19 protein-coding genes, 1 tRNA gene and 1 pseudogene are annotated in these 25,566 nt (G+C 60.6%); 5 read left to right on the top strand and 16 right to left on the bottom strand.

The annotated features are described in order from the left end of the window. From NKJ94_RS24050 to NKJ94_RS24065, 4 genes are all read right to left on the bottom strand, one after another. Positions 1-1,179, bottom strand: coding sequence for an acyl-CoA dehydrogenase family protein (locus NKJ94_RS24050; protein WP_352528484.1), 1,179 nt, complete (start codon positions 1,177-1,179; stop codon positions 1-3). Between the two features lie 78 nt (positions 1,180-1,257). Further along, on the bottom strand, positions 1,258-4,233 hold the full coding sequence (locus NKJ94_RS24055; RefSeq protein ID WP_352528486.1) for an amino acid adenylation domain-containing protein: 2,976 nt from the start codon (positions 4,231-4,233) through the stop codon (positions 1,258-1,260). 39 nt (positions 4,234-4,272) lie between these two features. Continuing rightward, a complete protein-coding gene (locus NKJ94_RS24060) occupies positions 4,273-5,301 on the bottom strand; it encodes a TubC N-terminal docking domain-related protein (protein WP_352528488.1) in 1,029 nt (342 codons plus the stop codon). 298 nt (positions 5,302-5,599) lie between these two features. Next, the gene (locus NKJ94_RS24065) at positions 5,600-6,211 is read right to left on the bottom strand and encodes a 4'-phosphopantetheinyl transferase family protein (protein WP_352528490.1); all 612 of its coding nucleotides are present in this window, start codon (positions 6,209-6,211) and stop codon (positions 5,600-5,602) included. Between the two features lie 306 nt (positions 6,212-6,517). On the opposite strand from NKJ94_RS24065, the gene NKJ94_RS24070 reads away from it, so the two are divergent. Continuing rightward, positions 6,518-6,685, top strand: coding sequence for a hypothetical protein (locus NKJ94_RS24070; RefSeq protein ID WP_352528492.1), 168 nt, complete (start codon positions 6,518-6,520; stop codon positions 6,683-6,685). Positions 6,686-7,176: 491 nt separating this feature from the next. Here the strand turns inward: NKJ94_RS24070 and NKJ94_RS24075 are convergent, their stop codons facing one another. The 5 genes from NKJ94_RS24075 to NKJ94_RS24095 form a co-directional block, all read right to left on the bottom strand. Next, positions 7,177-7,359, bottom strand: a complete 183-nt coding sequence (locus NKJ94_RS24075; RefSeq protein ID WP_352528494.1) for a PAS domain-containing protein — start codon at positions 7,357-7,359, stop codon at positions 7,177-7,179. Between the two features lie 144 nt (positions 7,360-7,503). Next, a tRNA-Asn gene (locus NKJ94_RS24080) sits at positions 7,504-7,588 on the bottom strand. Between the two features lie 253 nt (positions 7,589-7,841). Beyond that, complete coding sequence (locus tag NKJ94_RS24085; protein WP_352528496.1) at positions 7,842-9,131, bottom strand: GNAT family N-acetyltransferase; 1,290 nt, start codon at positions 9,129-9,131, stop codon at positions 7,842-7,844. 205 nt (positions 9,132-9,336) lie between these two features. Next, the gene (locus tag NKJ94_RS24090; RefSeq protein ID WP_352528498.1) at positions 9,337-10,212 is read right to left on the bottom strand and encodes a class I SAM-dependent methyltransferase; all 876 of its coding nucleotides are present in this window, start codon (positions 10,210-10,212) and stop codon (positions 9,337-9,339) included. A gap of 184 nt (positions 10,213-10,396) precedes the next feature. Then, the gene (locus NKJ94_RS24095; RefSeq protein WP_352528500.1) at positions 10,397-12,250 is read right to left on the bottom strand and encodes a polysaccharide biosynthesis/export family protein; all 1,854 of its coding nucleotides are present in this window, start codon (positions 12,248-12,250) and stop codon (positions 10,397-10,399) included. A gap of 1,391 nt (positions 12,251-13,641) precedes the next feature. Between NKJ94_RS24095 and NKJ94_RS24100 the strand changes: the two genes are divergently transcribed. From NKJ94_RS24100 to NKJ94_RS24110, 3 genes and pseudogenes are all read left to right on the top strand, one after another. Beyond that, positions 13,642-14,475: a LuxR C-terminal-related transcriptional regulator gene (locus NKJ94_RS24100; protein WP_352528502.1), complete on the top strand. Its 834-nt coding sequence runs from the start codon at positions 13,642-13,644 to the stop codon at positions 14,473-14,475. A gap of 44 nt (positions 14,476-14,519) precedes the next feature. Beyond that, entirely contained in the window at positions 14,520-14,816 is a 297-nt protein-coding gene (locus NKJ94_RS24105) for a hypothetical protein (RefSeq protein WP_352528504.1), read from the top strand. 307 nt (positions 14,817-15,123) lie between these two features. Further along, positions 15,124-15,813: pseudogene (locus NKJ94_RS24110) on the top strand (IS5 family transposase). 19 nt (positions 15,814-15,832) lie between these two features. On the opposite strand, the gene NKJ94_RS24115 reads toward NKJ94_RS24110, so the two are convergent. The 3 genes from NKJ94_RS24115 to NKJ94_RS24125 all read right to left on the bottom strand — a co-directional run bounded on the left by NKJ94_RS24115 (position 15,833) and on the right by NKJ94_RS24125 (position 18,971). Beyond that, entirely contained in the window at positions 15,833-16,342 is a 510-nt protein-coding gene (locus NKJ94_RS24115; RefSeq protein WP_352528506.1) for a GNAT family N-acetyltransferase, read from the bottom strand. 201 nt (positions 16,343-16,543) lie between these two features. Beyond that, positions 16,544-17,314, bottom strand: a complete 771-nt coding sequence (locus tag NKJ94_RS24120) for a response regulator transcription factor (RefSeq protein ID WP_352528508.1) — start codon at positions 17,312-17,314, stop codon at positions 16,544-16,546. Positions 17,315-18,266: 952 nt separating this feature from the next. After that, entirely contained in the window at positions 18,267-18,971 is a 705-nt protein-coding gene (locus tag NKJ94_RS24125) for a Crp/Fnr family transcriptional regulator (RefSeq protein WP_352528510.1), read from the bottom strand. Positions 18,972-19,699: 728 nt separating this feature from the next. Between NKJ94_RS24125 and NKJ94_RS24130 the strand changes: the two genes are divergently transcribed. Beyond that, on the top strand, positions 19,700-22,249 hold the full coding sequence (locus tag NKJ94_RS24130) for a caspase family protein (protein ID WP_352528512.1): 2,550 nt from the start codon (positions 19,700-19,702) through the stop codon (positions 22,247-22,249). A 569-nt stretch (positions 22,250-22,818) separates the two neighbouring features. On the opposite strand, the gene NKJ94_RS24135 is transcribed toward NKJ94_RS24130, so the two are convergent. The 4 genes from NKJ94_RS24135 to NKJ94_RS24150 form a co-directional block, all read right to left on the bottom strand. Then, positions 22,819-23,241: a hypothetical protein gene (locus NKJ94_RS24135; protein WP_352528514.1), complete on the bottom strand. Its 423-nt coding sequence runs from the start codon at positions 23,239-23,241 to the stop codon at positions 22,819-22,821. A gap of 45 nt (positions 23,242-23,286) precedes the next feature. Continuing rightward, entirely contained in the window at positions 23,287-23,991 is a 705-nt protein-coding gene (locus tag NKJ94_RS24140) for a GntR family transcriptional regulator (RefSeq protein WP_352528567.1), read from the bottom strand. Positions 23,992-24,093: 102 nt separating this feature from the next. Continuing rightward, complete coding sequence (locus tag NKJ94_RS24145; protein ID WP_352528516.1) at positions 24,094-24,834, bottom strand: aspartate/glutamate racemase family protein; 741 nt, start codon at positions 24,832-24,834, stop codon at positions 24,094-24,096. Positions 24,835-24,842: 8 nt separating this feature from the next. After that, positions 24,843-25,565 (bottom strand): ABC transporter ATP-binding protein, encoded by a 723-nt coding sequence (locus tag NKJ94_RS24150; protein WP_352528518.1) that lies wholly within the window; start codon positions 25,563-25,565, stop codon positions 24,843-24,845. Position 25,566: the final 1 nt, after the last annotated feature.

Genomic DNA, 25,566 nt, shown 5'->3' on the forward strand with positions numbered 1-25,566 from the left:
TCACGACATCGACGCGACCACCTCCAGCATCACCTCCGTCGCGCCGCCGCCGATGGATAGGACGCGGGCGTCACGCGCTAGGCGCTCGATCGGGCTCTCGCGCATGAGGCCCATAGCGCCGTGGAACTGCACGCACGTATACGTGACCTCGTTGACGAGTTCGCCGCAGATGGCCTTCACCATCGAAACCTCGCGCAGGCAATCTTCGTCCGCCGCCATGCGCCAAGCGGTGGCATAGAGAAACTGGCGGCCTGCCTCCACCTTCGCAGAGAGCATCGCAAGACGTTCACGGATCGCCTGCATGTCCCATAGGACGCCCCCGAATGCGCGGCGAGCTTTCACCCAGGCGAGGGTCATATCGATCGCCGCCTCGGCCGCCCCTATCGCCATGCCGGCGAGCACAAGGCGCTCGTTCTGGAAGTTGCGCATGATGGAGTAGAAGCCCTGTCCCTCCCCGCCGAGCACGTTCTCGGCGGGGATACGGCAACCGTCGAAGACGAGCTCCGCCGTATCGGAGGAGCGCCAGCCGTGCTTGTCCAGCTCGCGGGCGACGCTGAAGCCTGGCGTGCCCTTCTCGACGAGGAACATCGTGATCCCGTGGCTTCCTGCCGAGGGATCGGTCTTGGCGGCGACGCAGTAGAGATCCGCGTGGACGCCATTCGTGATGTAGAGCTTCGTGCCGTCGAGGACGTAAGAGTCGCCCTCTCGGCGGGCGCGCGTGCGGATGGCCTTCACGTCCGAGCCCGCATCCGGCTCCGTGATGGCGACCGCGGTGATCACCTCGCCGCTGATAATGCCCGGCATCCAGCGGGCGCGCTGGGCTTTGGTCCCGTCGTGAAAGACATGCACGGAAGCCATGTCGGTATGGACCAGCGTCGCGCTTGCGACGCCGCCATAGGTCGAGCGCCCGAGCTCCTCGGCGAAGATGGTGGATGCGACCGCGTCCATCTCGGCACCACCGTACTCGGCCGGGTAGCGGATGCCGAAGAAGCCGAGTTCACCCATGCGGCGCAGGATCGGACGGGGAATGAACCCGTCCTCCTCCCAGCGATCCGCACGGGGCTTGATCTCCTCCTCGACGAACCGGCGCACCTGGTCGCGTAAGAGCTCATACTCCCCCGCCGCCCAAGGCAGCCCCGGTCCTCGCGCCGGTACCCAAGCTTTGTCCATCATCTTCATCCGCTCTGCTATGCAGTCCAACGCAAAAGCTTCCGTCCGGATTGGTACCCCAAGGCCATTCGGAGGCCTTCCGGTAAGCTAGAGTTCGATTTCCTCTCTCGGTCCTTCCGAGACTGAAGGGGCTCTGGAATCGGCCACCCAGAGCATTCCGTCGATCACTTCCGCCAGTCCGGCCACTGTCGGGCGCTCGAAGAGGTTGCGAAGCTGCACGTCGACGCCGAAGCTCCCCCGCATGCGCGACACCGCCCGCATCACCAGGAGCGAGTGCCCACCCAGGCCGAAGAAGTTGTCGTCACGGCCGATCGACTCGACCTTGAGGAGATCGCACCACAGCGCGGCCAGCGTCTTCTCGGTCTCCGTCGAGGGGGCGGCGAACTCTTGTGCAGGCTGGATGTTTTCCGCCGTCGGCTCGGGAAGCGCAGAGCGGTCGATCTTGCCGTTGGACGTGAGCGGCATCCGTTCGAGGCGAATATACTGCGTCGGAATCATGGACTCCAAGAGTTCTTCGGCGAGGTGGGTGCGCAGGTCCGCCACGGTCAGGGGTTTCGACGAGACATAGTAGGCCACAAGTCGTGCGATGCCGTCTTCGGCCGCTGGCGGTTCGACATAGCCGATTTGGGCCATAATCTCCTTGATGCGGGGTAGGTCCAGCTCGTCGTTGAGTTCGTCAATGGCTTCATCGCGGGTCTTCTGGCCGAGACGCACATCCCAGCTGTAGGGAAGGGCGTAGTTGTGATGTCCCCGCTGCTTCTTATGAACGTAGATGCCGACATCGTTGATGAGGCAGTTCGTGGAGCGTCCTGTATCCGCAGGCCGATCCCATCCCGCCTGCGTCTTCAGGAAGTCGAGCATGTCCTCCAGAGGGACGCTCCAGTAGCGGTAGAAGTCGATGAACTTCACTTCCTCGAATACTGAGTCGTTCCGGAAGGCATCCACGTCGAGATAGCGCGACACAGCATCCTCGCGGCGGTGATACTCCTTGCGCGCCTCGGCGATGAGCGCGTCCAGACGGGCCGGATCGTAGTCGTCCCGCTTGAAGACCTCCTCGGTCAGGCGCGTCTCAAAGAACTGGCCGCGGGACAACCCAGTCACGATGTACCCGATCCCTCGTTCGCGGGCGACATTCGTGGCCAGGGTGTAGATCGTCTTGAAGCAGCCGTTGCAGACGTTCGCGAAGCGTTTCAGGCTGTCGACGAAGATCTCGTTCATATGCGGCGTGCTTCCCCAGTGGTGATCCACGCCGAGGGAATTCACGAGCCGCCTGATATTGGCCTTGGCTCCTTCCGAAATGAAACCGTTGTCGAGGGTGAAGGTAAGCGGCTTCACCCCCATGGCGACGAGCTTGCACAGCATAAAACTGCTGTCTTTGCCGCCGCTCAACAGCACGATGCAGTCGTAAGGTCCCCTCCGGTTAGCCTGCATCTCCGCGATGAGAACCTGGAGGTCATCCGATGTCTTGAAATAGGTCTGCGCCTTGTCGACATAGGTGTCGAAGGCCCGGCATAGATTGCAGACGCCTGCCGCATTGAACGTCGTGCCGGGCAGGCCGGACGCAACACCGCACCGTTCGCAATAACGCACTTGTACCGCTGGTTTCGCCACCGAGGTGGCGATGGCAGCGACAGCGCATTCCTGAACGTGCGGGTGCTGCAGAAGCCGGGCTTCGATCTCGCCCAGCTCGACACGCGCGCCACCAACCTTCACCTGATGATCTGCGCGGCCGAGAAAGTCCAGGCGCCTTTCCGAGTTCCAGCGGGCGAGATCGCCCGTCTTGTACAGCCGCAGCTTCGAAAACCCATCTCGGGGATCGATGGCCGTGAGGAAACGCTCGTCGGTCAGGTCAGGGCGATTGAAATAGCCTCTCGCGAGACCGTCGCCGGCAATGAACATCTCACCGATGATGCCGGGGGCGGTGGGCTGATGTGCCTTGTTGAGGACGTAGATGCCCGCATTGGCGGCCGGAACGCCGATCGGCACCGATGCGGATTGATCCCGGTCGATGTCGAAACGGTGAATCATGCAGCCCACAGTGGCTTCGGTTGGTCCGTACTCGTTGTAGACCTCGATAGGATGGGGGATGGCTTTCGTGATATCGCGAGCCAACTCGGTCTTGAAGTCCTCGCCACCCACGATGAACTTGCGCAGCCTTGTGGTCTCAAGATTGCGGTCGCGGATCATCGCGAGATGCGCCGGCGTCAGCTTCATGATATCGACGGCATTGTCGTCGATGACCTTGAGCACGACCATGCTCTGGACTCCGGGATCACCAAGATAGACCACGATGCGGCCGCCGGTGATGAGTGGCGTGAAGAGCGTCGTGACGGTCAGGTCGAAGGCGAGGGATGAAAAAAGGGGCCATCCGAGACGTTCGCCGGAACTGTACACCCGAGCGGCCCACCCGATGTAGTTCACCAGATTCCTGTGCTCGATCACGACGCCCTTGGGCGTGCCGGTCGAGCCGGAGGTGAAGATGATATAGGCGGCGCCGTCCGGAGTGGCAGCGGACGGTCCGGTCGAGTCCGGCTGATTCAAAATCGACCCGAAATCGGCGTCGAGCACGAAAATGTCGGCAAGGTTCGGGGAAATGACGGATTGCAGGCGCGCCTGAGTGATCGCCACCGGCGCCCGCCCGTCGGTCCCGTTGGCAATGTCCTTCAGGATTGTTGCGAGACGCCCCTTCGGCGTTGCCGCATCCACCGGCACATAGGCTGCGCCGGACTTCAGGACGCCTAAGATCGCGACGACGACTTCAATGGAGTGCTCCATGAACACAACGGCAATCCGACCCGGCCCCACGCCGGTCGACGTCAGATGCGTGGCCATCTGGTTGGAGCGTTCGTTGAGCTGCTGGTACGTCAGCGTTGCATCGCCGAAGCGGATCGCTTCAGCGTCAGGACTACGCGTCGCCTGGTCGCGGAAGAGATCGATGATCGTCCTGTCCGACGGGTAGGGCGCTGCCGTGGCGTTGTACTCGACAACCAGCGCCTGATGATCGGCATCTTTCAGCAGGGGAAGCGCTACGCCCTCCGCCGCGATAGGAAGGACTTCATTCATGAGATATACGCTCCCCATTGCGGAAATCAAAAAATCAAATCACGTCAATCGTTCAGCTTTTTGGGTTGCCTGGCGATAAAGCTCTGCGATGGCAGGCGCGTCCGGATCCTCCAGCATAAGGGGACCGTTGCAGTCCTCGGGCCCGAAATAAAATTCGGCATGGGGCACCACTCGAAGCCACCGGTGCGGTGCTGCACCCGATCGCAGCCAGGCCTTGTTCGGAAGAAATATGCATACTCGACCAGAATACGGAGTGGGAATGTACCGCCGCAAAGCCGTGATCGCCGTCGATTTGAGTCGAGCTCTGCTCGCCAGCACCGGATCTGTCGTGACAGGCTCTTTGCTTTTGCGAACGAGGGGCACGAGGGCGCGGACGCGCTCGCCGAGATTGCGGAGGCGACTGCCGAAATATCGGAGACGGGCGCCGAATGTCGGCAGCTTCGCCATCTCTCGCAGCAACGAATCGGCGCTCCGCCTGGCAAAGAAATACAGCAGACGCGGCAATTCCTTATAGGTGGTGGGATGAAGAGGGCCAAACAGCGCTATGCAGGGGACCTCCGCTCCGCGTTGACCCAGCGTTTTCGCCAGTTCGAAAGCGGTTGCAGCGCCGGAGCAGTAACCGGCGATGACGTACGGACCGGTGGGCTGATATTCGACGATCTGGCGGGCGAAGTACTCGGCGATATCTTCGACGCGGTCCATCGGCTCGCTCTGCCCATCGAAGCCAGACGGTTGGAGTGCGTAAAACGGTTGATCGCCGCCCAGGTGCTTCGACAGGTCCGAGAATGAGAAGGGCGCCCCGATATGCCCGGGTACGGCGTAAATGGGCGTGCGTGTTCCGCGAGACTGCAGGGGAATGATTGCCGGCTGTTGCCGGGCCGCCGCCGTGGCCATATTCAGAAACGCGATGATCTCGCCCTTCCGGTCCCGCAACTGGTCGCGAAACTCCGCCGTCAGTGCGCCAGCTGGGGCGTTGCACCGCAGCCGGTCGCCCTCTACCCAGACCTTGATGTCCTTGACCGCGAGGTCTGCGAGAAGCTCCGGGAACTGCATCACTTCCGCCGACATAGGCCTTCCGATCACTTTCTTCCTGATTCACGACGGAGCCGAAGTGGTTCCCGCGTCCCAGTTCCTCCAGCACGACGGTTTCATCGATGAAACCGCCGCTCTTTCTCCATACGCCTGGGACATGTCAGTGAAGCGCTGTCCCGTGTTCTCAACCGCGACCCACCGCGAAGTGTGGGAAACAAGTCCGGTTCGAATGAACTTGCGTGCAGTCCAATGGAATTGGTTGAGCTCCTCGTTTATCCGCAGTGCATCGTAAGTGAATTATGGCATCGCGGGCACTTCAATTCCGGACTACCACTCAATTCCGGACTACCATGGTCCCGATGTACCCAGCTTTCGGTACGAACCTACGGACAGCCCATTCCCTTTCATCCCAAGAAAGGGGCTGTCCTAAGCCGCACCCCAGGGCCTTAGAGATAGCCTCCAGCCGGGTCCAGCGCCGGAGGAAGCCTTCCAGCCGGTCTTCCGGACCAAGGGCGGTGTAGGACCCATACTCGGAGGCGGAAAAGCAATGCGCTGCGATCTCGTCCGCTTCGGGCACAGGGAGAACTGCCTCGATGTCCACCCCGACCTCCTGCCTGGTCGAGAGGGCGACGACCGCCACATCTCCGGATCGCGAGACGCTGAAGCGCAAATCGCGAGCAGGCATGCGGTGCGAGAGGTGGGGTTTGCCTAGGCGTCCATATTCCAGTTCGACGTCGGACGGCGAGATTCCCAGTTTGGAGGCGAGGACCCGACGCAGCTGCCCACGGCTAGCGACATAGCGGCGGCGGTCCGGCTCCAGTCTCAACCCCTCGGCGCGCCGACGTTCCTCTTCGTTGAGGCAAACGCCTATCTCGCGGATGACGTTCTGCTCCGCATCGAGCATGAATGCCAGGACCTCCAAACCATCATTCTCGAGAACCGGCATTATGATCCCGGGTCTCAGCTCGACTTTATCCAAAAAGTTTGGAGGGGGCGGTGCCGGCTCCGCAAGAGGCTGACTGACGCCGAATCTGACGGGTCGAATTAATCGATGTCCCGAGACAGCATGAAAATTCCAGCTCGCGCCCAATGCGCCATGGCGATCGTCCCCGCCCGCGCCAGAAAATTGGATCAAGTCGAACTCAGGGCAGCAGTCAGAAGTCATACGTGGATTCCGATCGCTGGGAGCGCTCATGCGCAGAAGTGCAATTCTTTCTAATGAACGGCAGCGCCATTCGTGCGGATTTCCCTGATGGAACAACCACGTAAGGACGAAAGCAAGGAGCGCCTGGTGGATATTTTGATGTATGGATGGGCTACATCAAAAGAACCAGACATGCTGCTGCTCGCAAGGGGTCTGGTGGAGGCGAAACTGCCAAATTTTTGTTGCCGGATTGACAATGAACTGGCGCTCCAATGATCTCCTGCTCTGACGAGCAAGGCTGCTGCGCCGGGTTTTGCCTAAGAGCAGTTACCTGGATGCGGAATTAGATCAGATCAAAGCAATCTCCGCGCCTTCGCTTGTGCGGCCGAGTGACCGCCTGGCGATGGGCTTTTGCTGCTGGACGACGGAAGCCTCCCGGCCTGTCCGCGAGGCCTTTATGCCTTATGGAAGACTTGGTTACTGGGGACGACGCGATAGCGCCGTCGTAAAGATCCAATTCGGATTACCTCTTTTGAGTAATTGATCGGTTCTCAATAGGTCCGCATCGCCAGTCCCGTTCGAACATCGCCGATTCGGCTTGGTTCCACAGCGGTCCCGGCTGGCGTCCTGCTCGGCGGGCACGCGGAGAGAGGCGGGCGAGGCGGGCGGCGATCTCGACCGTCTTTCCGACGAGCTTGGATTCGGCCGCCGCGGGCGACGCGCGCCAGTCCCGCATTGTGGGCGTTGCGCAGCCGCCCGGGGGACGATCATGTCGATCGGTGCCCGATCATCTCCGCAAGGTCCCAGCCAAACAGCGCGCCGGCCGCATGGTTGGCGAACCGGATGACGCCGTGGACGTCGATGGTGAGGATCGCAAGCTCCGTGGCGCCGGCAAAGCCCATCATCGTCCCGCGGGCGATCTCGCTGCGGCGCAGCTCCAGCTGCTGCATCACGAGCGCCGCGGCCGCTGCGGTGAACCTCGCCCTGCCGGCGGCGGATCAGGTGGACCAAGGGTACTCCTGCAGGGCAGAAGGGGGCCGAAAGGCCCTTATTCAACGACTTAATATGGTGGCTACGCGGCTACTTGTAATCTATGGCTCCAGCGGTAGGAGTCGAACCTACAAGCCTTTCGGCGTCGCATTAACGGTGCGGTGCGTCTACCAATTCCGCCACGCTGAAACATAGATTAGAGAGCCCGCCGCGCGAACTGGTGCTCTGATCCCGAATTGAACGGAATACGCGCTGTACTTATCCGGCACTACCGATAGTCCAAAGTGGCCAGCACCGACGACGGTCACATCGCATAACGCAGACAAATCCAACCTCCCCTTGGTCCTCGCCTGCCGAAGGGCCGAACCCGCCGATCGATTGTCCAAGAACCTGCCCCCAATACTTGATATAAAGTGGCGGCTCCGTTTTTTCGGTCGACGCTTCAAGCCGCGGCCTGCTTCATGTGAGCAGCAATGGTCCCTAGCACCCGCTTGGCACCGCGCAGCTGTGCCTCGATGCGGCGCTCTGGACTGTCTCTGCCTATTGCGATCCACTTCATGGGATGCTCCGCATTAGCCAGGTGGGACTTGTGCCCGGCGAAGCCTGCCAGAAAATCGTAGCCGCACTCCCCGCGTCCGATGCTGTCCTCAATAGCCAGCACATGGCTGATAAGCCCAGGCTTGAGCCGGCCATCGCGCTCATAAAGAAAGCCGCTTTGATAGTTGAGAACACGGCCGTCATACACGAAATTGTACAGGACCCCAACTGTCTGGTCCCCGGCCAACGTCCGTGAGATGCGGACGGTCCCCGTGGGAACGCCGCGCGTAATGAGCTCCTCGTGAAATCGACGGAAGCTCGGGTTGGCAAAGGCTCCCCTGCGTCCCCATCGCGCCTGATGAAGCTCGGCGAGCAAATCAAACGCGGCGAGCGCCTCCGATGTCACTTCGACAGTCCGGAACGCAATGGGGCCGCGTTCCGCATATAACCGCATGGCACGGCTTACCGCTTGGCGAGTATTGCGGCCCAATGTGGCGCGGTAATTTGCGCCTTTCTGGCGGACTTTGGCGAAATCGATCCACCGTGCCGTATCTTCTGCTTTCACCTCGGTCAGGAGCCCGGCCCGGCCCGCGGTGCGACAAGCGGCCGACTCGAAGTCCGGATCAATTCCGGAGAGCACCAGTTGGTCAGAGCGGCGCAAGTGATGCGCCAAGGCATCGACGCATGCCACTCGAGTGGCATCGGCCAGGGATCGCTCCGCAAGAATATCGTTGTACTCGATGAACAATCGATCGAATCGAACATCTCCGGTTTCATTGAGCAGCCAACGCGCCCGCGCATGCCGCCCGAAACTCCACGCCCTCCGCCGGCAAATAATCGCCAACCCAACGATCCTGCTTGACGTCCGAGCGACTAGAACATGTGGTTGCGCGCCCCCCGGCAGATGCCGCAGCCAAGTTCCGATCCAGAGCCAGGACAGATAGAATGAGTGAGTTGCTCGCGCTTCGAGCTCCCTCCAAGCGGTCTCGAGTCTCGCGATGTCCGGCAACGCCTCCACGGTAACGTCGATGACCGTATCCTGGCGCATGGCTTGTTCTACTGAAGCCACGCGATAGGGTTCCACATCGACGGCTGAGACATCAAGAGGTCCTGATATACAACCATCTTCCTGATACTTTGCGCATTGCGGCGGGAATGCCAGGAGTATCCTCGCTGCGCGCTGCTGTTCGTCCATGGAGCACTCGGGGTTTTCCTGTTTGGAGAAGACTTCATGTCGGGAGGCGCCAAAAGTGAAGACCCTATTCGTGACTACTCACGGAGAGCTAGTCTGTGCCTGCTGGAGCAGTACGAGCGAGCGCTTCACACGGCCCCCTTTAGAGCGGCCCCGACCACCGAACGGAGTTCCCAGGCATTGTCTCGAACCGCGGCGGCTCGCGCTCTCATTTATAGCCGAGCAGGCGAATCCCCATCAGGTGCCGAAGAACCGAATTCGAAGTGGGTCTCGATCGCCCCCGCCAAACTCGTTGCATGACCATTTCGAGCATGATCCCAATTTTGGCAGGAACGAGCACATTAACGGCCCCATGGCCGAACAGCACAGCCTGCTTTCGAAGGCCAATCCCCGTAAACGCGCGTGACAGCTCACGATAGCTATATTCCTTCAGGTGGAATCCACATGCAACGTTGTCAAAGTATACCGAAATGTCGTGAGGACCCGTGACGGCGTTTGGAGTGATGCAATAGTAAGCACCGCCGGGTGAAAGAACACGATATACCTCAGAAAGCTGCCTTACTGCGTCATCGGGGTGGAGGTGCTCCATCAACTGATCGCTGAACATAAAATCGAGACTATCATCGGCGAAAGGTAGATGAATACCATCGATCTTGACGAATTGAAAATTGGCGGGCTTCTCTCCAGGCGGCAGTAACGCGTCAGTTACGTCGATTGCGTTTACTGATGAGCAATGATTGCACATGCTGAGGCTAAGCTTACAATCGCCAGCCCCCAATTCGCCGAAGCGCGCGCCTTTCTGGATAAGCGTTCTTAGAAGGGCGGTCTGAAGATCGACTATACGATCGTCTCTGTATTCATTCCTATTTTGGGGATGATCTTCGAGGGAAGTGAAAAGCTTGCCGTACACTTCAGCATAGAGGCTGAGCCGAGCGTCTTGATCTGAATTCAGCAGCTGAGCAGCCAGAGCTTTCTCGATTTGATAGTGCGCAAATATCCGCTCGGGCGTGCGCGCGTCGTGACAAAATTCCGAAATCTTTGACCAATCCCGCTTGATGGGCACCTGTATCGCGTTCGATGTCATCTCACTGCACCTTTGTCAGTGATCCGAACTCCTGAGCGGAGGCGGACATGCTCGTTCATAAAGCGGTTCAGGCTGTCGGCGACGGCGAGTGGTCGTTTCGCTTCCCACTTCGTCCCGACGAGTTCATCTACGCAGGCCAGCCATGCAGACCAATCTCCTTGCCGGGCATCAATTCGGACCGATCCTACTCCCTCACCACGCGGGAAGGCTCGACATCGTTGGGGTTCGACGCGGCCGGCCAGCTCTCGCCGGTCGGCGACGAGGTCGGGACCGGCGAACCGGCCGGCTCTCTTGGCTCGCTTTCGCCCACGATGATGTTGACGAGGTCGCCTGGCCGCAACAGGGTCATCCCGACGGACTCGATGCTGACCGGCCCGGCTGCCGATTGCCGCACGATTTGATAGGTTGCGCTGTTCGCGTCCTTAGCAAACTGGACGGGGGTCATCGGCAACGTGTACAGGACGCCTTCGCTGGCGTTCAACTCGCGCACATTGGCCGCGATCTGGCTCTCCGTGGTCTCGATCTCAATCTCCAGATCGTTCCTGAGGTCGGCCCGGGTCCGCAACACGTCAGACTCCAGCGAAGCGAGGCGCTGCTTGGCGCTTGCGTACTGGTTAAGGGCGTCCTGCCGACGCTGTTCCGCGTCGGACAACTCACTCTGGATCTGATCCATCACCGTCATGCTGAGAACTTTGCGGTCCACGAGCGTGCGCATGCTGTTGACGCGCTCCTGGCGCAGCTTGACGAGTTCGTCGAGCGACTTCATGCGCCCATAAGCGACAACATCCTGCTTAGCCGCCTCGAGCGCACGCAGGTTCGCGCGCTCGCGATCCTTGCGGGCCGTGGCGACGGCCTTGCGCCGCTCGCTCTGCTCGTTGACGAGGTTGGCAGCTTCGGTCGCGCCGGCCAGTTCCAGCAACTGGCGCGGGATAATGGGTGCCGTACCGTCGCGTTCGGCCTTCAGCACCGCCGTGCGCGCGAGCAACTTCAACATGGCATCGATCGCCCCGCTCCGCTTCTGGGTCTCACGCACGGCTTCGATCTTCTGCCACGGCTCGCTCTCGGCCCGGTCGAGTCCGCCGGCCAGCGCGATCGCGTGCAGGATCGTCATGCCGGCCGCGTACTTGAACGAGCCTGGATTCTTGACCGGCCCCAGCACGTAAATGGGCGGGCGCTCCAGCGGCAGGATGTTGACCAGTCCCTCGCGGCCCAGCAGTTGATTGAAGGTTTCCACCAGGTCGGCCTGTACCTGTTGCGTCGACCGGTTGGCGACCGGAATGGAGCCAAGCAAGGGCACGGAAATCGTGCCGTCCTCTTGGACAATATATTCGCCGCTCAGTTCCGGACGCTGCAGGATGCCGCGCAAGGCCGAGGACGCGCCCCCCCACTTGTCTTCCTCGACGTCGACGCGCTCGTAGAATGCGACCTTGAGGCGGTCGCCGACGCCAAACAGGGCTCCGGTTGGCATGCCTGGCGCCTTGCTGAGGGATTTGGGGCGCTCGGCACTGGTGGGGACGGCAGGGACGACGCTCCGCTCGACCGACGCCGCGGCCGATGCATCCGGTCCCGTGGTGAGGGTTTGGGGGGGCTCGGCACTGGTGGGGACCGCAGGGACGGCGCTCCGTTCGACGAACGTCGCGGCCGACGCATCCGGTCCCGACACGATCGCACGGGAGGGTTCGGCCGTGGCGTGGCCCGGCTGCTCTTGCCAGCTATCGATAGCAGCAGACACCTTCTGCACCACGGCTCCGGAGACATCCTCGACCCTCTGCACCACGGCTTCGGAGACATCCTCGACCCTCTGCACCACGGCTTCGGAGACATCCTGGACCCTCGGCACCACGGTTCCGGAGGCGTCCTTGACCTTCTGCACCACGGCTGCGGAGGCGTCCTTGACCTTCTGCACCACGGCTGCGGAGGCATCTTCGACCTTCTGCAGCACGGCTGCGGAGGCATCTTCGACCTTCTCCATTACGGCTCCGGAGGCATCCTCGACCTTCTGCATCATGGCCGCGGAGGCATCCTCGACCTTCTCCATTACGGCTCTGGAAACAACCTCGATGGGCTCCCAGTTTCTAACCGCTCCCGCTCCCAGGACGGCGACCCCGAAGACCCCCAAGACAAGCAGGACCGCCTTCATTCCCCTGCGGCGGGCCGCCTGTGATAAGGGAGTGACGGGCTCGGAATTGTATTTTGCATCCATGGCCATGGCGCGTGGCTTTCACTTTCAATGGTGGCCAGCCCGTCCCGAAGTGGCGAGCATCGGTCGAAACGAGGAAGGCTCTGCCTTATCGTGACCCTTCACCGCTAGCGGCACAACTATCCCTTTGTAGGCACTCCTTCTGGATAGACACCCCCTCCGGCGAACTCGTCCAATGAGCAGATTGCTGCGCTGAAGGAGAACCTCTTTGATAGCAAACGGGACAAAGGCGATCGAGCGCAACGAAGAGCCGGAAATAGTGGTCCGACGCAGCGTCTCGAACCCCCTGCGGCCCCAATATGCATTCGCAGAATGGCTGGCCGTCTCCAACTTCGTCGTCCAGGCCCTGGAGAAACGAGTCGATCACGATCTCCGGCTCCGATCATTCTGCTACGTCGATGACCTGATCGACGGCTTGACTCGCCTGATGAATGAAGAGGCGACCTCGACGAGGCCGTCAACCTTGGCAATCCTACCGAGGTAGCAATAGCAGAACTGGCCCGCCTCACTCATTTCTCTCGCCGGATCTCACCAGGATCGAATTCCGGCCCCTGCCAAAGGACTTCCCCGGCAGTGCTGCCCCGATATGGGCCGCCCCAGGGGCCGCGCCAGGCAACTCCTCTATTGCTCACCGCAGGTGCAACGCAAGGAGCGGCTCGGCAGACCATCGCCCATTTCGATGCCCGGAAGGCATCCGTGCTTCCGTGCTGTTGTGGGCGCTGCGCCGCATCGCGTTGGTCCACACTCAGTCGCCACTGCCAGCTGTGGCACGTTGCTCCTCAAGCTGCTGAGGCTCGGGCGCTGGTCAGGATCAGCGCGCGCCGCGTCAAGATCGCCTTCTCCTTGGCCTGTGCCGTCATCCCAAAATGGGCCGCGGCGCGGCCCCTGGGCCCGTGGTTCTCCCGCCTGACGCCGCGCCGTCCCGCGCCAGACCGGCGGCAGCGGCTACGGCCGACGGGAGATCAAGGCCCGGCAACCCTCGCGGCCCGCGCATCCGGCGCCACTATGGTGCTGGCTGCCGCCCGGAGCAGCTGAAAGCCAGGGCTCGCACCCCTCACCAAGGCCTCAGGCTTGAGAAACCGGGGTAGCCCTCGACGATGCTACCCTACGCCTAAAGAGGGTGTTCTTGTATAGGGTTTTCCTAGCGTAAGGTAACTGGTCAAAAAAGAAACTATGCGTGGAGCGCCGTGCGAGACGCGCGTACCTCAAATGCGTCAGGGGAGGCTACGATGACAACGAAATCCTTGATGACCACAAAATCTTTTATAGCAGTGCTTGTTAGCCCAAGAGAGTTACTCCGAGAGGGTCTTGTTCTAATTCTGGATGCAGCAAAGTTTCGCATTCTTTTCTCTGCGGCTTGTGTTCACGACCTTCTGCAGAAGCCGCTACCCAAGCACCGGTCCATCTTGCTCATCATGGATGTCGACGGTCGTGATGCGGATGCTGGATTCGCACAAATTGCAGAGTTTAAAGCGATTTATCCGACCAGCCATGTCGTTGCGCTAGCCGATCACTGTCGACCGCACGATATAGTTTCAGCCCTCCGTGCGGGGGCTGACGCGTATTTGACAAAAGTTGCCGCTCACGACACCTTCATCAAAGCTCTCGAATTGGTTATGCTAGGTCAGACGGTTCTACCTGCAGAAACTTCGACGTTTATTCAGGACATAAGACGTGGTCTGAATTATGATGCGGTACATGAGTTTACAAATGTGGCTGTCACAATGGAGAACGCTGATCGAGAACCGTCAATGTTGTCAAGTCGGGAAGATTGTATTATACGTTGCTTGATCGGAGGGGAGTCTAACAAAGCAATCGCGCGCAAGATTAACATCGCCGAAGCGACGGTGAAGGTGCACGTGAAGGCCATCCTTCGAAAGATTCGGGTCGGCAACCGTACCCAGGCTGCAGTTTGGGCGATGAACCATGGTATGCTCACTTCCGCTCCTGGCAATGGCCCGTCAGGGACGGAAAAGACGGCAACTCAGCCTTCTCCCCATCCGCAAGAGCTACTTGAAGCACAAAAGGAGTACCACCTTCTCAAGAACACTCATCCGATGTGACCGCCTTTTTTACTATCCATTTTGAAGTTGAGGGATTCATCCAAGTGGGCAAGACCAAAATTGCTCCTGGATTTTCGTTCACGAAAGCCCGGATCGGAACGGTCGAGGGCGGAGAATCCGGGGTTCTGGTGTGGAAATCGGACCAACTGGTCGCGGTCCTTACTCAGATCGACGAGGAAGCCTACTCCACGAAGGGCAAATGGTTCCTCGAGACAGGCTTCGGGCTGCTTAGCGGGCAGCACAAGAATTTCGATACGATCGAAGACGCCATAAGATGGGTGGCCAGACACACTTTCCCTGACACTGCAGATGGATCGGCGGATTCTGCGGCAGGAAGTTAACCCGAATCGCGGTCAGCTTCCGAGCTGGCCGAAGTCGCGCATTTCCCTTTCCAGAGGACTGCACAACAAGATCATCGCGACGAAGCCGGGCGCTTCGGAGCACCCCGCCAAAATCCCCCTACAGCATACTATCAGGAAGCTCGGGGCAACGAACCAGACCGGGGCGGGGGCCGCTGTATCTCGGGCGGTTCCCGGATGCCATTCACTGCAACGGAGATCCGCCGACTTTCACTAGCGTCCGGACCCATAAGGGGGATGCCCGTTGGCAGCGGTTTCGTGATTCACGGTCTCCAAAGGGAGACCAACGATGAATCGCGATCATTTCTGGCTGACGGAGGAGCAGTTCGCGCGGCTCGTGGCGCTTCTGCCGACCGATACGCGCGGCGAGCCGCGGGTTGATGATCGCCGGGTCATCAGCGGCATTGGCATGTCCTGAAGTCCGGGGGTCGTTGGGTCGATGCGCCGGAGACCTACGGCCCGCGCAAGACGCTCTATAACCGCTTCGTCCGATGGGCCGCCAAGGGCGTTTGGGTCGACATCTTCCATGTCCTGGCCTCGGCTGGCGGACCGCCGGCACAGGTGCTCATCGACTCCTCCGCCGTGAAGGCGCATCGCTGCGCTTCAGGCGGCAAAAGGGGGAGCAAAATCAGGCGATCGGCCGGTCGCGCGGTAGGCGAACCACGAAGATCCATGCCCTGACCTATCGCCAATGCCGTCCAATCGCTTTCCTTCTGACCGGCGGCCAGGCCGATTGCACCGCCGCGGATTTGCTCCTGGAGCAGATGCCCAAGTGTCGATCCTACAGAACATCCCGCCGAAGGCTAACCGGCGCGGGAAAAACTGCTTCTCACCGTTCCTCTACCGCGAGCGCAACGCCATCGAGCGCATGTTCAGGCGCCTCAAGGATTTCCGCCGCATCGCCACTCGGTACGATCGGTCGGCGACGAACTTCCTTGCCGCCGTCTGCCTCGCAGCTACCGTCAGCTACTGGCTATGAGTGCGAGCCCGCCGATCATTCACAACGCCTTCCTCATCCGCAACAGTGGCACGCCCGCTCCGCCTCTGTTGTCGACGACTTCTTCAACCGCCACAAAGCCGCAGGCCCGATACAGCGGTTCGCCGGCCCTCGTTGCCATAAGCTCGACACTTGTGAAGCCCTCGCCGCGGGCCGCGTCCTCGCACAGCGTGAGGATTAGACGCCCCACGCCTCGGCGGATGAAGCTGGGATGCGTATACATGGCACGCACGCGCGCAGCGTCTTTCGTCGGGTCAAGCAGCGCTGCATCGCGCCCGGGTGAACGGTCGCCGCCGTAGAGGGTTGCGCGCCGACTCCATCCGCCGCAACCGGCCAGGACGCCATTCTGCTCCGCAATGAAATATGTTCCATCATCAACGAGTTGCGTATCGAGCCCCATGATTGCTCGGCTCGAAGCGATCTGCTCTTCTGTGAGGAACGGCTTCTGAAGCTCGCCGATGGCTGCATTCATCAGCACAGCCAGCGCCGGCATATCGGCACGTGTCGCCAACCGATGGTCTAGGCTGATCCTCGGCATTCTTCGGCAGGTCCAGTGCAACCGCTTTGAAGTTAACACAAGATCGTCACGATAATGGGAAAAAACCTAAGGCATGGCCTGGGAAGCTTCGCCCTTCGCCGCCGCCTGATGCTAGTTATGAGTCCGGATCCTGGCCTAAGACGGCCCGCCGGGATTCACCCCGAGCTGGCTGTCTTATTGCTTGGGATACGTTTCAGCAAGAGTTCCTTCCGCCAAGAGATCGTTGACTTTGTAGGCGACTTCCGTGCGGTTGGTCGCCTTCAGCTTCTTCATGATATTTCGGATGTGGACCTTCACGGTGCTTTCGCGCAGGTTCAGTTCGTAGGCGATGATCTTGTTCGCCTTTCCGCGCCGGAGCGCTTGGGCGACCTCGGCCTGCCTGAGCGTGAACATGCCTTTCAAAGGCTGCTTGTCGGGGCTGTCCGAACCTATCAGGTGGCGCATGCCAAGGACACTGCTCGCAGGGACGAAGATGCCTCCCGCTGCCGCAAGGTTGATAGCCTCGACACAGACATCGATTTCGACCGAGGTCGGAATGTAGCCGCGTGCGCCGCATTCGAGAGCGGTCAGTATGTGTGCAAGATCTTCGGTGTCGGCCAGGATAACCACAGGGACTGATTTGAATTCGGACGAAATATGCCTAATCTCGTCTGCGATGCCATGATCGGTGACCTTCCGGCCGCCAAGGTTGAAGAGTATGGCTGCAAGGGGGGGGGCCGAGCCCTTCTTCACGCGCCATTCATCGATCGAACCCATGGCGGCGATCTCCATGCCGAATTCGTGGTCCGCGAGGGCCGATGCGAGACACTCGCGGTCTAGGGCCCTTCCGTCCAGGATGAGGAGGCATCCCCTGCCTCCTTGGCTATGGACACTTTCCGTTCCGCTGGACAGGACTCCTGACCGATTGGCCGAAGTGTAGTTATGCCGTCCTGCCGTGGAACCCATGTCAATCCCCAGTCGTTTCGCACACAAGCCGCGTTGCGGCTACCAAAACTCCCCTCATTCTCTCGCAATCTGAAAGTTTGAATACGCAGCCCTGTGTTTGAATGCGCTTGTGTATGAATACCCAGCCTTGTGAAAGCGTGAGGCTCACCCAGCTCGGGAGTGTTCAGCAGTTCTTCGCCCCTAGCCGAGAACAGCTTGTGCAGCCTATCGTCTATTTATAAGCGTTCTCTAACATAAGTTAATTTTTAGAAAATTTCGCGTCGAAGGTGGCCTGAGAGGGCACGTGTTGAGACCGCGTCACCCGCCTTGAAGCTCCCGCGAGTTCGATCGTGACGCGCGGGTCCGGCGAGATTCAATCTCTTTTGGCCATGTGCCAACCGTTGAAACGAGTCCCGAGCGCTTAAGGAATGCCAAGGAGTGGGATACCTCTACGAGGTTGACCAACCGGGTTGGCGATGCTGCCATTCTCAGGAATGGACCGCTTAGCCAACCCCAACCCCAGCAGCCATTCGAAAGAGGATCGGTAGTTCCTCGCGATTGTAGACGAGAATTCCTGAAGGTGGATATTGGCATGACCAGGGCGCAGGTCGTGGCATCCGTGGCCCAGCGCTTTAGGTCCGAGAACACCGGCTGTATCTGCCGTAGTGTATGGAACAGCTTGCACGTGTTTCGGCAGCACGTTCTCCTCATGTGATAGGCCATGGTTGCCGTCGGTCATAATAATCGGGCCTTTGCGGCTGCCCTCGTCAAAGTGGACCGCGGCCCCGCCAGGTAAGCCGCGCACTACCAGCCCGGAAAACATCGTCTGGAACTTGCTCCAGCGACGGCGCACTGTCGTCTTCCAGCAGAAATTTTGCTGATGGCCTATGCGCTGGCGCCCAGCACCGCGCCGCAGGGGGCGTCGCGAACGACCCGCTAGAGACGGTTGAACCCGAGCTAGAGGGAATAACCTTTACCGGAGGTACTCGCTATCGAATCCGGCTGTTTTGACCAGCTTCTTGCGGTTGATCACCTCTACATGGCCTGCCTTGAAAGCGACGAGATCGGCCTTGCGGAGTTCCCTCAACGTCCGATTGAGGTGAACGGTGGTCATTCCGAGAATGTCGGCCAATTCATGCTGGGTAAGGGGACACTCATATCTTCCATGGGCCGACAGGCCAACGATCGAGAGCCTCTCCTCCAGCTCGAGCAGGAAATGGGCGGTGCGGCTCATCGCGTTCCGCCGCCCGGCATTCATGAGATGTTCGGCAAGGATGGCGTTCAGGCGGGCCAGGGAGCAGGCGATAGTCTTGCCGAGGCGGCCTTCCGACAAGATGGCCTCTACCAGTTTCTTGCTGGAAATTTCGTAAACAGCTAGTTCGGTTATGGACGCCAGGGACGCTAAACGGGGTCCGTCCACGGAACGGAAACCGACAATGTCCCCCCGCAGAGGAGTGTCGATGATCTGCCGTTCTCCGTCCAGCAGTCCGCGGTAAAGGAGGGCCCAACCCGATTTTACGATGAATATCCCACCGTTGTTGTCATCCTGGCGGCATATCACCGAATGGGGTTTGTAAATTCTTGCGGTAACACCGAGAAAATCGTTGTTACCCCAAGCGTCCTTCGAGAATGCCCCCCCTACGGGATGCGAGTGTATGAACTGCAACAGTGTTTGCATGTTGCTTCAATTTCCGCACAACCTACAACTGCTCCCGCACGAGTTTGACAGAAGGACCACCGACGGTAGAGGCAGGATTGCCTACTGTCCTCGTCTGTTTGAATGAGGTAGACTGCGTTGACATAAGGGGTTGCAAGCATCAGGCGGTTAAGTCTTCCGGCTTCGGCGAGACGATCCACGCCAAGGCCTGCAGAAGTGTAGTAAGATTATTGCTCGGCAGCAGCTAGCCTGCGACCGGCTTCCTAGCGCTCGCCGGACCAAGTCAAGTGTCGGATCATCGGGATAAGTCGGCACAGTGAACCCCATGTCGCGTCGATCGTCGATCCCAATACCAGCCCGATTTTCGTCTTGAGGCCCAGCCCTCCGGCACATCTTGCTAAGTAGGCGAGCGGATTTCGCGGCGCTGAAGCGCAGACCGCTGACCAGCGGTCGGACCATCGGCGCGACCGGAATGGTTGCTGCGCTGCTCCGGTGCGGCTCGTATGGTTGGGCGTAGTTAAAGAGACCAAAGCGACCACGGTCCGAATAGCCGAGTTCAGAAGCCGTTTGACAATCATTGCGGACACTCAGCCTCTGATGTACTTTGCACTTGATAAATGAGGAATATGCCCGCTGTCGCGACGGCTTTTCTCTCTTTCTGTCTCGGCAGATTGCATGCCCTCTAACGGACCTTGCTACCACATGCTGTGTTCTCGTGGTTGCCAGGTAACAGCGGTTAGGGATTTGCCATGCTCCGACGTTGCGGATTCATCGCAGCCTTCATCCTCACGAGCTTCACGACCTTTGACGCTTGCGCCGACCGAAGGGTCGCTTTTGTCATCGGCAATTCGGACTACCGACAATTCCCCGCTCTCAAGAACCCGGCCAGGGATGCCGAGGACGTATCCAAAACGTTTCGACTGGCCGGTTTTGAGGTCTTCGTCGCAAGCGATCTGACCAAGCTGCAGTTCGAAGAGCAGTTCCGCAACTATCTGGCCGCGGTCGACGGCGCCAACCTAGCCGTGGTCTACTATTCCGGTCACGGCTTCCAGATCGGCGGCGAAAACTTCCTGATTCCGGTCGATGCCTCCTTGAAGCAGGCGGCAGACATCGAAGTCCAGGCCATCAAGCTCAACGATGTGCTGGAACAGTTGCGTTCGAAATCGAAGATCCAGGTGATCATCCTCGATGCCTGCCGCAACAATCCGTTCCCGCGCAAGAATTACTGGCTAAGAGACCAGCTCATCACCGCCGGCAATGCCGGGCTCGCGCAGGTCAGAAGCTCGCTCAACACCCTCATTGCCTTTGCCACCGAGCCCGGGGCGGCGGCTTATGACGGCGTCGGCGAACTCAGCCCGTTCTCAGCGGCGTTTTCCCGTCGCGCGCTGGCCCCGAACCAGGAGATCCGCACCGTAATGGCGGCGGTGCGCCGCGATGTGGTGGAAGCCACAAACGGCCTCCAGGTTCCCTGGGAGAACTCGTCGCTGATCGACGAAGTCGTGCTGATGCGCCGCAGCAATCGCCCCTCGCTGCCGCCGGTGCTGGAGAAGGTCGTGCTCTCGGGAGTCGGACCCGTCGACTTGGGGCTGCCCGAACCGATCGACGTCGACGGCGGTACGATCACCTTGAGCATCGAAAGACCGCCTGCCCTGGGGCGCCTGATGCTGGACGGCAAGCCTGTCGAGGTGGGCGTGCCGATCCAAGGCAAGGACCTGCCCCATTTGCAGATGGATGTTCCCAAGGGTGTCGCTACGCAGGAAGAGGTGGACATGCTGGCCTATGCCACGCATGACAACTGGGGCGGCCAAACCCAGGGCATCGTGGTATTTCGGGTCAAGAGCGGCGAAGGCGCGCAAGGCGAAGAGATCATGGCCTCGCTCGAAGCCGAGCAGAAGCAGAACGTGCTGGAGCGCGGCATTCATATCACCGGTGCGGCCGAGGCGCTCGAAAACCGAAATTTCAACGTTCCCGTGGGCGTCGGTCCGGTTGCGCTGAACCTGGACTTTCCGACCGATGATCCCGCGGTCAGCCTGAAAGTTTCGGGTTATCCGGCAACGGGAACGCTCTCGCTGCCCGATCGAACCCTGGCGCCCGACTCGAGCCTGAGGTCCGGTGAGGTCGACCGGCTGCGCTACGAACCCCAGATCGGCGCTGAAGCCACGGTCGAGGTCGGCTTCGAAATCCGGGCGGACAGCAGATCATCCAAGCCCGCCACAATGAAATTATCGCCAACAGTGGATCCGTGCGATACGGCTGCCGGCGAGCCCCTCGACCTGCAGGGCGTCGTCCCCGGCCTGCTCCCAAATGAAATTGGCGCCAGCGCGGTAGAGCTTTGCGAGGCCGCCGTGAAGGCTTATCCCGCCGTTCCGCGCTTCCGCTATGAACTGGGGCGCGCGCTCCTTGCGGCAGGAAAGGTCGACGAGGGCAGGACAGCCATCGAGGAAGCCGCCAAGAAGGGACACGTCCGTGCCGTGTTCGAGCTCGGCTACATGTATGCGACGGGAACCGGAATGGCCGTCGACCGCACACAGGCCAATGCGCTTTACGCGGCGGCGTCCGACAAGGGGGATCCCTATGGCATGACGTCGTGGGGTCGCGCCTTGTTCAATGGCTATGGCGTCAAGCCCGACACCAGCAAGGGTTTGGACCTGCTGCTCAAGGCGGCGGCGATGGGGCACACCTATGCCATGAACGATCTGGCCGCGATCTTCACCGAGGGCCGCAACGGCGTGACCGCCGATCCGGCCCGCGCCGTTGCCTTCCTGGAGGCCGGCGTCCAGCGGCAGGACATGTATTCGATGAACCTGCTCGGCCGCAATTACTTGTCTGGGCAGGGCGTGGAGAAGGATCCGAAGGAGGCGCTGTTGCTTTTTCAGCAGGCAATCGACCTCGGCCAGCCCTACGCCCCGGGCAGCCTCGCACGCATGTATCGGGACGGCGTCGGTGTGGAACGGAACCTCGCCGAAGCGCAAAGATTGTTCGACATTGGGATCGCGCGGGGCGATCAGTTCGCAGCTTACGATCGCGCGGGCCTCGAAATGCAAAAGGGCGACAAGGCCGATCAAGGTCTTGCCGTGCGTTTCCTTGCATTTGCGGCTGCGCTCGACGTGCGCAAGGAACTGCCGGACGCCAAAGGAACGCTGGCAAAGTTCGGACCGAAGCCAAAAACAGCGGCGTTGAAGCAGCTGCGCCAGGAACTGAAATCTAAGCTTCCCGGCTCCGGTTCACTCGATACGCAACTGGTGAACGCGGCCAGACGATTGTGGGAAGAAGCCAATCCGCGTCGGGACTTGTTTTGATCAACGAGGAGGCACTGGTGGAAAGGACATTGAAGCGAGCAATCATCGGAATAACGCTATCCGGCGTCCTGGCGGGCCTCATGGGCTGCAATTCCCTTACGCCCAAAGTTGAACCGTCGCCGCTGGTCGCCACGCCTCCGCCAAAGGTCCTTCGCAGGGTTCCTCCGCCAAAGGTCGTCAAGCTCGCTCCCAAACCGAGGGCCGCCAAGAAAGTGATTATACCGGTTGAGGAGGAGCCTGTTCCTGCGCCTGTCGTCATTCCTCCTTCGGGCGGGAGCGGCGGGAGCGGAAGCGGCGGAGGCGGGGGAGGCGGCTGGGGAGGTTGATCAGGTCAGGTTATGAGGGCCGAAGAAGGATCGCATGAGCCTAGCGTTCCGTGGCCTTTGATCGATTCAGGAGGACCAGTAAGGCACCGCCAGACGAAAGGGGCGGCAAACAGACATGTTCAACTTACCGCCGCCGCGCCACACCTCGACTCTACCAGCTGTTCCGGTTCCTGAACCAGGAAGTTGCGCCATTACCTGACGCCTAAGGAAGCGAGACAAAGTCCGGATCGGCACACATCATTGTCATTCGCAATGTCGTCCCGCTGGATGCTTGCCCAGCTGACCTCGACTCGCACGTTGCCAAAGCGCTTCTTTCACCTCACATGTCTCTTTCCGCGCTGTCGCCGTCGTCATGCCCACCTGAAGCGACATGGAGCCGTCCACCACGAACTGCTGCCATTGCGCGCAGATGTCCCGCTCGAGCGCATCGCGTTTCGCCGGGTCGGCTTGAGCGACCAACACGCGCTTTATGATTGCTTCAAGCTCTGATCGGGCGCGTTGCCCGACCGGCTCGTTGTGCGGGAAGGACTGATTATGACCCAGCAGGAGCAGTCGCAGCCGGAGGGCAGCGCCGCGGGACTCTACGCCCGCTAGTGTTATGACGGCAGGAACGAAGAAGCAGGAGTAGTCATGGACCGAGGCTATGCCTTCAGTCACGCCCAGCATGGCGCGGACAAAGGCGAACTGCGGCGAAAGGTTTGACAGCGGAGATCAGCGCAAGATGTCCGACAGGCTCTCGGGCTTCTTCTCGCCAAGCGTCAGATCAAGGCCCGACAGCAGGTCGACGAGATGGCTTCGCATCAGGTCGGACGCGTCTTTTGCGTCGTGTTTTTCGATAGCATCGACAAGGGCGTGATGGGCCTGGCTTTCGCAGGTGGTGTCGCGGCGGCGCCAGTAAAGCGCGATGATCAGCGACGACCGCGACAGCAGGTCTTTGACGAAGCCGGTCAGGATCGAATGGCCGGCGATTTCGGCGATGCCGACATGGAATTTTGCCGACAGCATGATGGCGTCGCTGTCGCGGCCGGCATGCAGGGCCTCGTGCTCTTTTTCGAGATGAAGCCGCAGTTGCGCGATCTCGGCCGGCTTTGCCACGTCGGCGGCAAGCGCCGCGACCTTGGGCTCGATCAGCGCCCGCACTTCGAACACCTCGCGCGCTTCCTGCTTGGTCGGCTGGGCGACGAACGCACCGCGGTTCGGCTCGAGCCGGGCCAAGCGGTCATGCGACAGCGCCTGCAGCGCCGCGCGTATCACCGCGCGGCTCACCGAATAGATCGAGGCGAGTTCGTCCTCGGGCAGTTTTGTACCCGGTGCGAGGCGGTGGCTGACGATGGCGTCGCGCAGGCCGGCATAGACCGGAAACCAGCGCATCGCCGGTTTGTCGTCATCCCGTGTCTTTGGTCCAAGCAGGTCCATCGTCTCATTGTCCTGGCGGCCGGATCGCATAGCGGCGCGAACACCACGTTTCAGGCCGGACATCGAACATCCTGTGCGGGAATGTCAGCAAATTTGCACGCATCAGGCTACACGGCCGGAGGGCGAAAAGGACGCAAAGATTCCGGCGAAGGATTTTTCGAGTGGAACCTGATAGCCGCCGCGCTTCGAGGTCGACAGGCCAAGGCCGACGAGGCTCTCGCACAGTTTTACCGCGCAGGCGACGCCGTCGAGCACGGGAACGCCATGTTCGCGGCTGAGCGCAGCGGCGAGATCGGCCATGCCGGCGCATCCCAGCACAATCGCTTCGGCCCGGTCGTCGCGGATGGCGCAGTCGATCTCCTCAGAAATTCGATGGCGGGCGTTGGAGCCGAGCACTTCGAGCTCCAGAACGGGAACGTCGCTTGCTCGCACCCTGGCGCAGCGGCTGGCGAGGCCGTAGCGCACCAGATTGTGCTCAATCGCCGGCACCGAACGTGACAGCGTCGTCACGACGCTGAACCTGCCGGCAATCAGGCTCGCCATATGAAACGCTGCTTCGCCGATGCCGACCACCGGCATCTCCCTGACGCAGCGCGCCGCGTCTAGGCCGGTGTCGTCGAAGCAGGCGATGACGCAGGCGCTCGCCGCCGGATGTTTTTGGATCTCGCCGATCATTCCCGGGATGGCGAAGACCTCGTCGAAATAGCCTTCGATGCTCGGCGGCCCATCCTTCGGATTGGCCGCGATGATCCTGGTGCCGGCCGAAGCCGCGCCGCGTGCCGCCTCGCCAATCTTCTCGGTCATGGACGCGGTGGTGTTGGGATTGACGACGAGTATGTCCATTTGCGCCTTCATATTTCGCCGCCGAGATAGAGTTTCTTGACCCGATCGTCGGCAAGCAGCTCAGCCGAATCCCCGGCCAGCGCGATCGTTCCGGTCGTCAGTGCGTAGGCGCGCTGCGAGATGCGCAGCGCCATGCGCGAATTCTGCTCGACCAGCAGCACGCTGACCTTTTCGTCGCGGTTGATCGCGACGATCGAGCGGGCGATGTCCTGCACGAGCTTCGGTGCGACGCCGAGCGAGGGTTCGTCGAGCAAGAGCAGCTTCGGCTTGGCCATCAGCGCCCGCCCGATCACCAGCATCTGCTGTTCGCCGCCGCTCATCGTGCCCGCCGTCTGCGAATAGCGTTCCTTCAGGCGCGGAAAACGCCCGAGCACCATGTCCAGCGTCCTGGCGATGTCGGCCTTGTCGGTGCGGGTGAATGCGCCCATCATCAGATTGTCGCGCACGGTCATGTAGGAAAAGACGCGCCGGCCCTCCGGCACCATAGCGATGCCCATCCTGACCAGCTCGTCCGGCCGCGTTTTGTCGATGCGGCGGCCCTGGAAATGGATCTCGCCGCTGCGGACTCTTTTCAGGCCGGTGATGGCGCGCAGGATTGACGATTTGCCCGCACCGTTCGCGCCGATCAGCGCTACCGTCTCGCCCTCGTTGACGCTCAGCGACACGCCCTTCAGCGCATAGACGTGGTCGTAGTAGAGTTCGACATTGGAGACGCTCAGCAGTTCGCTCATG

The sequence above is a fragment of the Mesorhizobium sp. M0060 genome (genome assembly GCF_040323155.1).
Taxonomy (GTDB): domain Bacteria; phylum Pseudomonadota; class Alphaproteobacteria; order Rhizobiales; family Rhizobiaceae; genus Mesorhizobium.

Excerpts from the sequence above, each read along its gene's own strand:
- NKJ94_RS24150 (WP_352528518.1), bottom strand. The coding sequence starts at position 25,565 with ATGAGCGAACTGCTGAGCGTCTCCAATGTCGAACTCTACTACGACCAC.
- NKJ94_RS24055 (WP_352528486.1), bottom strand. The coding sequence starts at position 4,233 with ATGAATGAAGTCCTTCCTATCGCGGCGGAGGGCGTAGCGCTTCCCCTG.
- NKJ94_RS24050 (WP_352528484.1), bottom strand. The coding sequence starts at position 1,179 with ATGAAGATGATGGACAAAGCTTGGGTACCGGCGCGAGGACCGGGGCTG.
- NKJ94_RS24130 (WP_352528512.1), top strand. The coding sequence starts at position 19,700 with ATGCTCCGACGTTGCGGATTCATCGCAGCCTTCATCCTCACGAGCTTC.
- NKJ94_RS24100 (WP_352528502.1), top strand. The coding sequence starts at position 13,642 with ATGACAACGAAATCCTTGATGACCACAAAATCTTTTATAGCAGTGCTT.
- NKJ94_RS24075 (WP_352528494.1), bottom strand. The coding sequence starts at position 7,359 with ATGCAGCAGCTGGAGCTGCGCCGCAGCGAGATCGCCCGCGGGACGATG.
- NKJ94_RS24085 (WP_352528496.1), bottom strand. The coding sequence starts at position 9,131 with ATGGACGAACAGCAGCGCGCAGCGAGGATACTCCTGGCATTCCCGCCG.
- NKJ94_RS24070 (WP_352528492.1), top strand. The coding sequence starts at position 6,518 with ATGGAACAACCACGTAAGGACGAAAGCAAGGAGCGCCTGGTGGATATT.
- NKJ94_RS24135 (WP_352528514.1), bottom strand. The coding sequence starts at position 23,241 with ATGCTGGGCGTGACTGAAGGCATAGCCTCGGTCCATGACTACTCCTGC.
- NKJ94_RS24065 (WP_352528490.1), bottom strand. The coding sequence starts at position 6,211 with ATGCCGGTTCTCGAGAATGATGGTTTGGAGGTCCTGGCATTCATGCTC.
- NKJ94_RS24060 (WP_352528488.1), bottom strand. The coding sequence starts at position 5,301 with ATGTCGGCGGAAGTGATGCAGTTCCCGGAGCTTCTCGCAGACCTCGCG.
- NKJ94_RS24090 (WP_352528498.1), bottom strand. The coding sequence starts at position 10,212 with ATGACATCGAACGCGATACAGGTGCCCATCAAGCGGGATTGGTCAAAG.
- NKJ94_RS24120 (WP_352528508.1), bottom strand. The coding sequence starts at position 17,314 with ATGGGTTCCACGGCAGGACGGCATAACTACACTTCGGCCAATCGGTCA.
- NKJ94_RS24125 (WP_352528510.1), bottom strand. The coding sequence starts at position 18,971 with ATGCAAACACTGTTGCAGTTCATACACTCGCATCCCGTAGGGGGGGCA.
- NKJ94_RS24095 (WP_352528500.1), bottom strand. The coding sequence starts at position 12,250 with ATGGAGAAGGTCGAGGATGCCTCCGCGGCCATGATGCAGAAGGTCGAG.
- NKJ94_RS24145 (WP_352528516.1), bottom strand. The coding sequence starts at position 24,834 with ATGGACATACTCGTCGTCAATCCCAACACCACCGCGTCCATGACCGAG.
- NKJ94_RS24140 (WP_352528567.1), bottom strand. The coding sequence starts at position 23,991 with ATGGACCTGCTTGGACCAAAGACACGGGATGACGACAAACCGGCGATG.